The 11471-nt window shown below is 62.2% G+C and carries 11 protein-coding genes and 1 riboswitch; of the genes, 4 read left to right on the forward strand and 7 right to left on the reverse strand.

Going from position 1 to position 11471, the window contains the following annotated elements; genetic code table 11:
* Positions 1 to 34: 34 nt before the first annotated feature.
* A riboswitch (glycine riboswitch) is annotated at positions 35 to 137 on the reverse strand.
* Between the two features lie 63 nt (positions 138 to 200).
* The 3 genes from AC1DWF_RS16475 to AC1DWF_RS16485 form a co-directional block, all read right to left on the reverse strand.
* Entirely contained in the window at positions 201 to 1640 is a 1440-nt protein-coding gene (locus AC1DWF_RS16475; RefSeq protein ID WP_476789206.1) for an amidohydrolase family protein, read from the reverse strand.
* 128 nt (positions 1641 to 1768) lie between these two features.
* On the reverse strand, positions 1769 to 2941 hold the full coding sequence (locus AC1DWF_RS16480) for a M24 family metallopeptidase (protein WP_476789207.1): 1173 nt from the start codon (positions 2939 to 2941) through the stop codon (positions 1769 to 1771).
* Positions 2942 to 2977: 36 nt separating this feature from the next.
* On the reverse strand, positions 2978 to 4138 hold the full coding sequence (locus AC1DWF_RS16485) for a mandelate racemase/muconate lactonizing enzyme family protein (protein ID WP_476841838.1): 1161 nt from the start codon (positions 4136 to 4138) through the stop codon (positions 2978 to 2980).
* Between the two features lie 169 nt (positions 4139 to 4307).
* Between AC1DWF_RS16485 and AC1DWF_RS16490 the strand changes: the two genes are divergently transcribed.
* Positions 4308 to 4604, forward strand: a complete 297-nt coding sequence (locus AC1DWF_RS16490; protein WP_476789208.1) for a hypothetical protein — start codon at positions 4308 to 4310, stop codon at positions 4602 to 4604.
* A gap of 348 nt (positions 4605 to 4952) precedes the next feature.
* Here the strand turns inward: AC1DWF_RS16490 and AC1DWF_RS16495 are convergent, their stop codons facing one another.
* Complete coding sequence (locus tag AC1DWF_RS16495) at positions 4953 to 5939, reverse strand: methyltransferase (RefSeq protein WP_476784943.1); 987 nt, start codon at positions 5937 to 5939, stop codon at positions 4953 to 4955.
* A gap of 258 nt (positions 5940 to 6197) precedes the next feature.
* Between AC1DWF_RS16495 and AC1DWF_RS16500 the strand changes: the two genes are divergently transcribed.
* Both AC1DWF_RS16500 and AC1DWF_RS16505 read left to right on the forward strand, forming a co-directional pair.
* The gene (locus AC1DWF_RS16500) at positions 6198 to 6554 is read left to right on the forward strand and encodes an ArsR/SmtB family transcription factor (protein WP_476841839.1); all 357 of its coding nucleotides are present in this window, start codon (positions 6198 to 6200) and stop codon (positions 6552 to 6554) included.
* Positions 6538 to 7017, forward strand: coding sequence for an SRPBCC family protein (locus AC1DWF_RS16505; protein WP_476784945.1), 480 nt, complete (start codon positions 6538 to 6540; stop codon positions 7015 to 7017). The genes AC1DWF_RS16500 and AC1DWF_RS16505 overlap by 17 nt, the downstream gene beginning before the upstream one ends.
* Positions 7018 to 7201: 184 nt before the next feature.
* Here AC1DWF_RS16505 and AC1DWF_RS16510 read toward each other — a convergent pair whose 3' ends face one another.
* Entirely contained in the window at positions 7202 to 8383 is a 1182-nt protein-coding gene (locus tag AC1DWF_RS16510; RefSeq protein ID WP_476804515.1) for a DUF930 domain-containing protein, read from the reverse strand.
* 263 nt (positions 8384 to 8646) lie between these two features.
* Complete coding sequence (locus AC1DWF_RS16515) at positions 8647 to 9501, reverse strand: MFS transporter (RefSeq protein WP_476784947.1); 855 nt, start codon at positions 9499 to 9501, stop codon at positions 8647 to 8649.
* Between AC1DWF_RS16515 and AC1DWF_RS16520 the strand changes: the two genes are divergently transcribed.
* Positions 9467 to 10000, forward strand: a complete 534-nt coding sequence (locus AC1DWF_RS16520; RefSeq protein ID WP_476784948.1) for a LysR substrate-binding domain-containing protein — start codon at positions 9467 to 9469, stop codon at positions 9998 to 10000. The two genes, AC1DWF_RS16515 and AC1DWF_RS16520, sit on opposite strands and share 35 nt — an antisense overlap.
* A 343-nt stretch (positions 10001 to 10343) precedes the next feature.
* On the opposite strand, the gene AC1DWF_RS16525 is transcribed toward AC1DWF_RS16520, so the two are convergent.
* Complete coding sequence (locus tag AC1DWF_RS16525) at positions 10344 to 11381, reverse strand: IS110 family RNA-guided transposase (protein ID WP_476784949.1); 1038 nt, start codon at positions 11379 to 11381, stop codon at positions 10344 to 10346.
* Positions 11382 to 11471 lie beyond the last annotated feature (90 nt).

Genomic DNA, 11471 nt, shown 5'->3' on the forward strand with positions numbered 1-11471 from the left:
TCGGTGGGCACTCGAAGTGCCTCTCTCCAGATCGTTCAGCTGCATGGTCACTTTTGCCTGAGAGTTTCCTGGGGGGTTGCTCCGTCGGCGCCGGCCGGTGCCTTGAGGCTACGGCCGATCTCTCCCATGCAGCCTGCGAACGCATTGCTTCTACAGGCAGCCAAGCGCTTCCGCCGCGTCAGCTGCGGAAGCGCTGTGCGTCAGTTACCTTCGTCGTACAGCGTCGTGGTCGTTTCGACGCCATGCTCGTGCAGGCCGGCGCGAACCACAGCAGCAGCCGCCAGTTCGCGCGCCTTGCGGCGGATGCCCGGTTCATCGACGCCCTGCACCTTGCCGTCAGCATAAAGCACCTTGCCGTCGACCCAGGTCTGGGTGATCGAGGCGGTTGAAGCTGAAAATACCAGCGCCTGCAGCGGATCGTAGAACGGCGTCCATTCGACATGGTCGAGGTCGAACAAGATGAAGTCGGCCTTCTTGCCGATCTCTAGCGAGCCGATCTCGTCGTCCCACATCAAGGCGCGTGCGCCTTCGATGGTCGCGGCACGCAGCGCCTGCCTTGCGGTGAAGATGTCGGGCTGCATCCGGGCGTCCTTGAACATGCCGGCAACGACCAGCATCTGCCGCATCAGGTTCATGTTGCCGGCAGCCGACACACCGTCAGTGCCGAGACCCACCTTGACGCCTGCCTTGACCATCTCGGGGTATTTGCCTATCGCAGTCGCACCCTTGCCGAGCTTGAACGACGAGCATGGGCAAAAGGCCACGCTGGCACCGCGTTCAGCGAGCAGCTTAACCTCCTCGTCCGACACGGCAGCTCCATGGGCGATGACAAGGTTCTTGCCGATGCCGCCGGCCCGGTCGATGCGGGTGATCGGCCAGCAGCCATACTTGCTTTCGCAGACCTTGGCTTCCTCAATCGACGTGGCGAGGTGGTAGGTGGTGCCAACGCCTAGCTTTTCAGCAAGCTTCACCGCACCAACATGCAGTTCAAGGCTGCAGGGCTCCTTGCCCTCGATGTTGACCCAGCAGCGGGCACGGCCATCGAGCGTGTTGTTGTAGCGCAGTACGTTTTCTTCCAGCACCTTCAGCGCCGACTGCGCGTCGGGGAAGAAGTGGTGGTCGGCCATCTCCTCGGTCCAGCCGCGCGGCAGCTCTGCCGGACGATTGTCGGCGGCGTGGCGACCGGTGATGCCGCGGATGCCGGTCTTTTCCATGGCGCGGATGACGACACCGGGATCGTATTGCGAGCCCATGTCCAGGAAGCATGTGGTGCCGCAACGCAGCATCTCGGTGATGCCGAGCAGCGCGCCCCAATATTCATCCTCTTCGGTGATGTGAGCGTAGAACGGCTTGGCCCAATGAAACACCCAGGCGCGGGTGTTGAGATTATCGGGGAAGACCGCGCGCGACAGCGTCTCCGACAAATGCACGTGGCTGTCGACGAAGCCCGGGCAGAGGCCCAGCATCGTGCCGTCGATGACCTTGTCGAAGCTTTTGCCCTTGTGGCGCGCCGCAACCTCATCTGCCGGGCCAATGTCGGCGATCCGGTCGTTTTCCACGACCATGCTGGCGTTGCGCAGTACCGTGTCATCCTTGTCGACCGTGAAGGCGAAATTCAAATTCTCGATCAGCGTGCGCATGTGTCTCCACCCCATACTTCAGTCACGGACCCTCAATCTCGCCCCGCCGGTCCGTGACGGCGGGTGATATGTCGCTTTGCGGCCGGGTCACAAAGCACCCCGGCTGCCAATTCACAAGGCAAGTTCGCTCAGGCGACCGCCTTGACCTTGCCACCACTCCTGGCAGTGCCGCAGAGGATCAGCTTGTCGGTGTCGGCATAGTCGGACAAAAGTTCCGAACCGTTCGACGTGACCAGAAGCATGTCCTTGTTCTGCATGCCGTAGCCATAGCCGGTATCGTAGCAGAGCGGCTCGAAGCCGAGCACCATGTTCTCTTCCAGCTGCGCGTCGCTGCCCGGTTTGCCGAGCACTGGCGTCAGGCCGAGGTAGGGATCTTCGTGCAGGTGCAGGCCGATGCCGTGACCGACAAACGAGATCGGCGGCAAATTGAGCCTGGCGAGCTTGGCGATGAAGGCGTCGTAGATCTCGCGGCAGCTGGCGCCCGGCTTCACCTTCTCCATGATTTCGTATTTGCACTCGACCAGGTGCGCCCAGATCTTGTCGGCCATGGGCGGCGCCTCGCCGACGATTGCCGTGCGGCACACACCGGCCTGATAGCCGTTGATCACCGAGAAGATCTCGACACGGCAGACATCGCCGCGCTTCAGCACGCGCTCGGACGGCCCGACATTGGGCAGCACGCTGCGCTCGCCGGTGGCGACGATCAAAAGCTTGAAATGGTCGGCACCCAGCGAATAGACGTTGCGTGTCAGGTGCCCAGCGATATCCATTTCGGAGTCGCCGGCATCAACAACGGCCAGCGTGTCGGTGATCGCCTGGTCGGCGATGCGCGACAGCTTGCGCAGCAGGGCCACTTCTTCGGCCGTCTTGATCTGGCGCAGCCGCGCCAGGATCGGCTCGGCATGCTCGAAGCGCGCTCCCGGCATCGCCGCGATCAGGCGGGCGAAGTCTCCGGCCGGCAGATAGTCCATTTCGAGGCCGACGCGCGCCTTGGCAAGGCCTAGGCCCGACAGCTGGTCGGCAAGCACCAGCATCGGGTCGTCGGAGAACTCCGCCCAGATGCGCGTCGGCACGTTGGGCTTGTTCCGCTTGATGGTCGATGCCTCCATGTCCACGCCGAAGATCGCAGTGCGGCCGTCCCGGGTGACGATCGTCATCGCATGGCGGTGACGGATCAGCGGCTGCGACGGAACCACGAAGCCTGTGGTGTAGGCGAAGTTCTCAGGCGACGAGCAGATCATGGCATCAAGCCCATGCTCAGCCATTGCCTTGACCTGCTTTGCGACGATTTCTGCCCGCATTTCTTTAAGTTCTCCCCTGAAAGCCTGGTGTCACGCTCAATCGCGGACGCGGTATTTTTCGATCTTCCTCATGTCGACATCGATGCCCATTCCGGGTCCTGTCGGAACCGCTATCGCGCCATCGGAGAAGCGCATCGGCTCAACCAGCAGGTCGTCCGTGTAGTAGATGCCGCCGACCTGGCCGTGCTGCGCCTCCGCCGGCGTCGAGATCGGAATGACGCAGGACAGCGTCACCGCCGGCGAAGCAGCAGCGACCTGGACGTTGGCGAGATTGCCGATGCCGGTCTCAATCGAGCCGTTGACGTTGCAGATGATGCCGGCGGCGCGGCACACGGCGCCGACCTCCATCGCTTTGTAGAGGCCACCAGCCTTGGTGGTGTAGATCGACACGATCTGCACCTTGCCGGCGGCGATGATCTGGATGGCGTCATGGGCGTTCCAGGCCGATTCATCGGCCATGACAGGCGCATCGATGCGGCGCGCGACCTCAGTGATGCGCTCAATGCCCATCACCGGCTGCTCGACATATTTGAGCCGGTACTTTTCCATCTGGCGTATGGTCTGCACCGCCTCGCCTGGCGTCTTGTAGCCTTCGTTGGCGTCGACGCAGATTTCCATTGCCTCGCCGGCAGCTTCGCGGACCGCAGCCACCATCTTGACGTCGCGCACCGGGTCGACGCCGATCTTGACCTTGATGGTCTTGATACCTTCTTCGGCGAGCTTCGCGGCCTCGACCTTTGCCTCTTCGATCGAGATCAGGCCGATCGAATGCGTGATGCCAACCTTGTCGCGCGCCTTGCCGCCGAGCAGCGTATGGACAGGCACATCGAGCCAGCGTCCGGCAAGATCGTAGGCAGCGAATTCGACCGCCGCCTTGGAATAGGGATAGCCGCGGATGATGGCATCCATGCGAGCATGCAGTTCGGCTAAGTTGCCGAGTTCGACGCCAATGACGGCGGGCGCCAGATAGGTCTCGATGACGGCACGGGTTATCAGCGCGGACTCACCGAAATRGCGGCCGAACTCGCCACCCCAATCCTTGAGAGCCGGCGCTTCGCCCCAGCCGACACGGCCGTCGCTGTCGGTCATCTTGACCATGACATAGCGGCCAATGACCTCGGTCAGGCCGGCCCATTTGTGCTCGCGCCTCGTCGGCAGTTGGACAATCAGCGTTTCGATGGACTTGATCGTGGGCAACGTTTTGTACCTTCTTCATTGTCACCGGCGATGCGTCGCGTTACATTTGCGATCATCTAGTGTGATCACACTTTATGATCATATTTTTGGAGCGTCAAGCACCTCGCAGCACCGAATTTTTCCGGCGGCATGGGCAGCTTCCAAAGCCACATAAGGAGAGAAGAAAACGATGATCGTCGAAGCGACCAACTACTTCGCAAGGGAAGGCCAGGCTGCGGCTGTGCTGGAACAGCGCCGCAAGGCGACCGAAATCAGGCGCGAGCTAGGGCTTGAACCAGGCCGAATCCTGATCCGGCTCGAAGGAAACGGCCCTGATATCAGGTGGGAATGCAGTTTTAGCTCTCGCGAAGCCTACGAGGCCGACATGGCTGTCAGGGGCGGATCACAGGCATTCGCTGACGCGCGCAAATCGATGCACGCACTGCTCGAACGCTTCGAGCGCCATGTCTATGAAGGCGAAGGCTGACACTCGTTGGCGTTATGATGTCTTGCCGAAGCCGGTGACATCCACCCGCATCTCTAGCCCCGCGACACTAACCGCAAGGCGGAGGAGAGCCTTCCACCGCATGAGGAGCAGACTGACCGCCATTGGGGCGAAGATAGCAGCAAGCGGCCCGGAACAAGGACCCTGGATCGGCGTGCCAAAGGCTTATTCCACGCCGAAACACAGAAAACAACGAACCTTTCGGGGCCTCAAGTGGATGGTCTGCTTTCAAGTTGGATCGGCTTGAAAGCAAACCATCGCGGCCGATGTAGCAAAGGCCACTTCGAGCCTCGAATTGCCTCGCGTCCAAAACCAACCATTCAGCCACGATCAGCCTGTGAGCCGCGCACGAAACAAGGTGGTGCCGTCCGTCAGGCGCGACCTGGCGATATCCCGGAATCCAGCCTCGGTCATCCACGCGCGATACTGACCTTCAGTGTACGATTCGCCGTGCCGGTAGAGGTTCAGGAAGGTGAGATTCAAAAAGACACCCTCAGGCGGGCCCAGGCGGTCGTCATCAACGACACCCCACCCGGCGATCACGATCTCGCCTCCGGGGGTGAGGCAACGCGCCGCGTTCAGGATAGAGCTGCGTGCCTGGTCCGGCGGAAGGACCTGGACGACGGCCTTTAGGATCGCCAGGTCGTGCCGACCCATCGATGGCGCGACAGTTATGTCCCCCTCTTCTACAACCACGTCGCTGGCACCGTATTCTGACAGGATTTCTGGCGCGACCGCTGCGACCGTTGGGAGTTCCATTAACGTCGCCACAATCTGCGGCCGCCGCTCGCGAAGTCCGACGAGAATGGTCCCCGGCCCCCCGCCGATGTCGATCACTGAACCGATCGCAGACAGGTCCATCTCCTGGGCCAGATGCCGGCCGAATATCACCCCGCGCGGTGCAAGCATGCGGCTGAAGGCCGCCGCTGCCTCGGGGCCCGCTTCGGAAAAGTCGTGCAGCGCAGCCGGCCGGCTCTGACGCAGCGACTCTGCGGTCAATAGGTCGGCTCCCCAGAGCTCGCGCAGGAGCGCATGATCGCCGCCGCGATAGGTCGGCTTGGAAGCGTCGAGAAAGGCGGACGCTTCGGCTCCGTTGCGGAATTGACCATCCTTGACTTCAAGGAGGCCGATGCTGGCGAGCGCGTAGAGGAGCCGCGACAGACGATCGGGCTCGACTTTGAGCGCGGCCCCAAGACTGTCTGCAGTCACCGCGCTGTCACCGAGCCGGGTGAACACGCCAAGGTCCAGCCCGGCTCGAAGTGCCAAGGCGGGAGGCACCGCTGCGATCAGGTTGTCGATCCGATTGGAATCCACCATGTCACCTCCCCTTCCGCGACCCAGGACCGAATTTGAAGCAGCTCGGAAGATCGGAATCAACTGGAGCGGCGCTTTCCTCACTTTTCGGAGGGCCGTCAGTGACGACCGGATCGCGGCGCAACTTGATAGCGGCCCATTGAGGCGCGTTGCTGAACTGGCGCCTAGAGCTGGCGGTCTGCAGTGCGGCCTGTCAGTGCATACTAAGGCAACTACCTTAATTTTCTTGACCGGCGCCACCGACTCACGTTACAAAGGCATATGCCTTACCATTCGACCCCCCTCGACCTCGCCTTTCACGCTCTCAGCGACCCGACCCGCCGCGCGGTGGTGTCGCGGCTGGCGGAGGGCGAGGTGCCAGTCAGCGTTCTGGCTGAGCCTTTCGACATGGCGCTGCCGTCCTTCGCCCAGCATCTCAAGGTGCTGGAAGATTGCGGGCTGATCGCCAGCGAGAAGCGCGGGCGCAGCCGCTGGTGCCGGCTGGTGCCGGCGCGCTTCGACGAGGCGGCTGACTGGATGGAGGCGGAGCGCCGACGCGCGGCTGAGCGGTTGKATCGACTGGAAGTCTACCTGGACAAGACACAAGAGGATGGTGAACGACATGACAAACCTGTTTAATACCTGGTCGCTCGACCGGGAAATCGTGCTGGTAAAGCTGCTCAACCACCCACGCGACAAGGTCTTTGCCGCCTGGATGGACCCTAAGGCGCTGGCGCAATGGTACGGGCCGGCAGGCCTTGGCATCGAGACCCACGAAGCCGATATCCGCGAGGGCGGGGTCTGGCGGTTCGACATGGTGGGCGTGTTCGAGGGCCAGGAGCAGCGCTTTGAGAACCTCATGCGCTTTCTGGAGATCGTGCCGAACGAACGGATCGTGATGGACTACGGCACGCCCGACCCACACGACCCCGATCGTTTCCGAGCCACGGTGACATTCGACGAGCAGGCCGACGGCAAGACGGTGCTGACCATGCGGCAGCTGCACCCCAGCCGCCAGCGGCGTCAGGTAGTCATCGGCTTCGGCGCGGTGGAATACGGGCTGCAAACCTTGGACGGCCTCGCCGCCTGGCTGGATGGCTGAACCCTTGGCGGCTCGGTGCCGCGCGCTAGTTGGCGATGGCCGATACGGCGTGCGCATCGAGCTGCGCTTGATTGCGCAGGTCAAATTTGACGGAACAGGATAGCCACACCCGATGTCAGACGGATGCTATCTCGCGTGACACGAGAAACCAGACAGCCGGGATCCGCTTTTTGGGCAACAAGCTCTAGTAACCTGCAGGGAGTCCGAGACGCGCCCATTGCTCGCGCGGGATCGTAGCTCCGACGCGGAAGGAGAACGACAGGACTGACGTCGCGTCGGTATCGACCTCGCATCGGAAGCTGAGAGCGTGCCATGCTGTTCGCGTGCGGAAAGCAGCCTCCGGGACGTCAAGGACATTGCCCAGCTTTAGCGGAACCATTGGCACCAGGTCGGGGGAATAAGAAGCATCCACCAGTTGCTGCTGCAAGGTGCTGGCGCAAAGTTTGGCAGCCCGCTTGTCGCGAGGCACGCCAGCCATCGAAGTTGTGGCCAGCGCATCGTCGGTAGCACCTTGCGATTGGGGCCTTCGAACACCCGGCAATCCCGAATAAGGTTCCGATGTGGCAACGTCCACATCCTTGGAGTTTGGCGTCCCGGAGCTCCCGCTTCTGGGCTTCGAGGCCTTTGCAAAGCTGGGCTTCGGCGCATTCGCGGGTCGGGGCTGCGGCGCTTTGGCCAAGGCGGGAAGCGCGATCTCACCGCCGCTGCCGGCAGCATCCAACGGCGTTGGTGCTGTTGCTGTTTGCTTGTCAGCACCGTCCACCAATCCCTTTTGTTTGTCAGTCTCCTGTTTGCCTATGTCCTGGTTTAAGGTCGCGTCGTTCTCCGCATCCTGTGCGGACTCGGGATCCTTTGCCGCGGTCGCCTGCTTTTCGGTGTCGTTGGCTGCATCTGGCCGCTCTTCGGAGCCCGGGGACGTGGCGGATTCATTCTGCGAGCCCTTCGCTGCGAGAGGCGGTTTCGAATCGTCACCCTTAGTCGGCGACGGCGAGGTGTTTTGAACGATGCCGCCCTCCAGAGATGTACTGGAGCCGGCATCCTTGTCCCCGAACCGGAAAACAGGTTTCAGGACCTCGATTGGTGCCGGCTTGGGTGGTGGCACTTCCGATGGAGGCGGTCGTTCCACCTTCGGTTCCGGGGGCTTTTCGGCTTTGGGTTCCTTTGGGGCCGGCGGAGGAGCAGGTTTCGGCTTTGGCTGTTCGGGCGGAGGCACGAGAGTGACGTTTACCGCTGGCTCTTCCTGCTGCAGATGAGGAAGCATCGGCTGGCCGTAGACCAAGACCGCGACGATGAGCCCATGCAAGATCAGCGACGCGGGCAAGGCCCACAACAAGTCCCGACTGCGGTCCCTTGTCTCATCCTTCATGCTGACCGATGTGCCGTGAAACGGAGGCGGCATCAAGCATGAACGTCGGAGTTGCGCAAAATAGCCGCTGGAGGTCCGAAGAAGGGAATTGGGTCTCGGAGTTGGTTTAGTCAGGGCCAGCGTAGTGTAGTCAACGTCCTCGCGCGCTTCTCTTCGTTTGGCCTGAAGCGGCTCCTAGGGGGCCGAAATCTGCTGGTCCGCCTTCGAAACACATTTGGCTGCAGCGGTCTGTCGAAACGTCGGCTTCCCAATCAATGTTGGTGTTATTGGGCGGCCTTCCTAGCTTCGAGACGGGCGATGAACGGAATGGCGAGCACTGCGAATGCCGCGATGCCTGCGGCGATGTAGCCCAAGCTACCGATACCCAGCATCTTAATGGCAGTGCCGCCGATAATGGCACCAAGGCCGATGCCAGCATTGGCTGCGGACACGTTCAGCGTGCCCGCCAGGGCCTGGGCATGGCTTGCAGACTTCATGACGCGGATCTGGCAAATGGGATAAAGCGCGGTATTGGCCAAGCCCCAGACGGCGAGCGCAAGTCCCAGCCATAGGGGATGCGAGGCGAGTGGAACGGTCGCCGCCATGCCGCCGGCCAAGACGAGTGCGGCCTGAGCCGTGGCGCGCAGCGGTCCGCGACCGACCATGAGCCCTCCGATCCAGTTGCCGAGCAGGCCGATCGCACCAAAGCCCATCAGCCACCAGCCAACATCTTTGGAGGGCACCCGAGCGACCTGTTCCAGAAGATCGGCCAGATAGGTGTAAGCGGTGAACATGGCAGTGAAGACCAGGACCGACAGGGCGATGTTCGCCAGAAAGAAGGGTGACCTCAAAATCCGCATTTGTTGACCCAGCCGCAGGCGCTGGGGACGAGCCAGGGTTGGCATAGCCACGAGCCGCAGCGTCGCCATCAACAACGACAGGACCGCCAGAGCCCAGAAGGCCCCGCGCCAGCCGAATGCGGCGCCGGCGAGCGTTCCAAGGGGAATGCCGAACACCATGGCGCCGGAGATGCCCAGATAGACGTTGGCGACCGCTTTACTGGCGCGATCAGGACCGGCGATCTCGGCCGCCGTCTCGCTGGCCGTGCCCCAAAAGATCGGCAGCGCCAGTGCCGGCAAAAAACGCGCCAATGCGAGCAGCATTGCGGTGAGGATCGGTGGCCCGGAAGCCTGGCCTGATCGAGTCGCCCATCGCCGCCTCGGCGCGGAGCGTCTCGTCTTTTGCGCCTCACCGGCCTATCTGGCCAAGCAGCCCATGCCGGCAACGCCAGATGATTTGGCGAAGCTCGGCGGGGTGCTTTACGGACGCAGTGATGGGTTCACGTCGCCCTGGCGCTTCGGCGGCGCGGACGGCGTCGAACACCGGGCTGTCGCGGGGCGCATCGTTCTTGGCAGCGCCGAGGCGCAGGTCGAGGCCGTCAGGGCCGGCTTTGGTGTCGCTCAACTCGCAACCTGGCTGGTCAGTCGAGAACTGGAGGCCGGAATACTCGTCGAGATTCTTCCGGAATTCGCCATTGAGGGCCTGCCGCTGCACCTTGTGTGGCTGGCTGACCGGCAACTTAGCCCTAAAGTGAGCGCGTTGCTCTCGATTTTGGGCGCCGAACTGAACGTCGCTTGAAGATTACGCGTGAATAGTATCTGCTACCAAGCCGGGGCGCGACAGTCCTCTGTGGATGGCTCCCGCATTGCAAGAGATAATTCGACGTTCTGGCGCGTTGGTCGGGTGCAGTCTTCTGTCCGGCCTGTTGATGCAGCCATAGGAGACTGCTGGCCCTGATGGGGTCGGCAAAACAAGGTCCCAATCTGCTTAGCAGGCTATGACGCCTCGGACTGTCCGCGGGTTGTCCCTGTTTCCGGCCTGACCGGTTTCGCCATCACATCGCTTCGCTCTCACAACCTCATGGAGCCGATCGGCCGGCTCGAACTGTTTCTTGCCTTCAGGATCTCATCTCTTGGCGACTCTATGCTGCAAGGTGCGGGGCATGGCGCGCCTGGTAAACCTCGCCGCGGATCATGATCGCCCAGACCACCCGGGCCATTTTGTTCGCCATGGCGACACTCGCCACACGCACCGGTTTCCTGGCGAGGAGCGCGACGAGCCTCGGGTCCGCTGTCTCTGGTTTGTATTTGGCTCGGCGGATCAAGGATGTCGCGCCCACCACCARSAGCTTTCTTAGATACCGGTCACCCATCTTGGTAATGCGGCCGAGCCGGTCTTTGCYACCACTCGAGTTTTGCGATGGCGTGAGCCCGAGCCAGGCGGCAAACTCCCGACCCGAACGGAACTGTCCCGGATCAGCGACCGATGCCGCCAGCGCCGTTGCACCCACCGGGCCGATGCCTGGAATGGTCGATAGACGCCGTGCCACCTCGTCAGTTCTTTGCAGGGCAAGGATCGCTCGGTCGAGCGCCTGAAGACGGACATGGGTGTCGAGAACCTGTCCGCATAGCAGGCCAAGAATCTGCATCGCCATCTGCGGCACGTCTGGCGTTACTTCCTTGGCGGCGATCTGGCGTGCCAGGCCAAGCGCCCGCTCCAACCCTTCGGGAATGTCGATGCCGAACTCGGCCAGCAGGCCTCGGATCATGTTGACCAGCTGCGTGCGCTGCTTGACCAGGAGATTACGAGCGCGGTGAAGCGACAATGCCGCCTGCTGCTCGGCTGACTTCATCGCCACAAACCGCATGGTCGGGCGGGTCACCGCTTCGCAGATCGCCTCGGCGTCCACCGCGTCGTTCTTGCCGCGCTTCACATACGGCTTCACGTAGGCCGGCGGCATCATGCGGACCTCATGACCCAGCTTGGTCAGCTCTCGCGCCCAATGGTGCGATGTGCCGCAGGCCTCGATGCCGATCAGGCAGGGTGGCAACTTGGTGAAGAACGGCAAAACCTGCGATCGCCGTAGTGCCTTGCGCACGACAACGTCTCCAGACGCGTCAACGGCATGAACTTGAAAAACACGCTTGGCCAAATCGAGGCCCACGGTGGTAATCTGCATGGCGGATGGCTCCTTTGCTTGGGTTGCCAGACAGCAAACCCATTTTGGCACTCAGATGCCGGGAGCGGGAGCCATCCACCTCATCCGCTT

This window comes from Aminobacter sp. P4_D5 (assembly GCF_056401815.1).

What these genes read in the sequence shown, in the direction of transcription:
- AC1DWF_RS16510 (WP_476804515.1), bottom strand. Translation starts at nt 8,383, where the DNA reads ATGAAGGATGAGACAAGGGACCGCAGTCGGGACTTGTTGTGGGCCTTG.
- AC1DWF_RS16490 (WP_476789208.1), top strand. Translation starts at nt 4,308, where the DNA reads ATGATCGTCGAAGCGACCAACTACTTCGCAAGGGAAGGCCAGGCTGCG.
- AC1DWF_RS16480 (WP_476789207.1), bottom strand. Translation starts at nt 2,941, where the DNA reads ATGCGGGCAGAAATCGTCGCAAAGCAGGTCAAGGCAATGGCTGAGCAT.
- AC1DWF_RS16495 (WP_476784943.1), bottom strand. Translation starts at nt 5,939, where the DNA reads ATGGTGGATTCCAATCGGATCGACAACCTGATCGCAGCGGTGCCTCCC.
- AC1DWF_RS16475 (WP_476789206.1), bottom strand. Translation starts at nt 1,640, where the DNA reads ATGCGCACGCTGATCGAGAATTTGAATTTCGCCTTCACGGTCGACAAG.
- AC1DWF_RS16505 (WP_476784945.1), top strand. Translation starts at nt 6,538, where the DNA reads ATGACAAACCTGTTTAATACCTGGTCGCTCGACCGGGAAATCGTGCTG.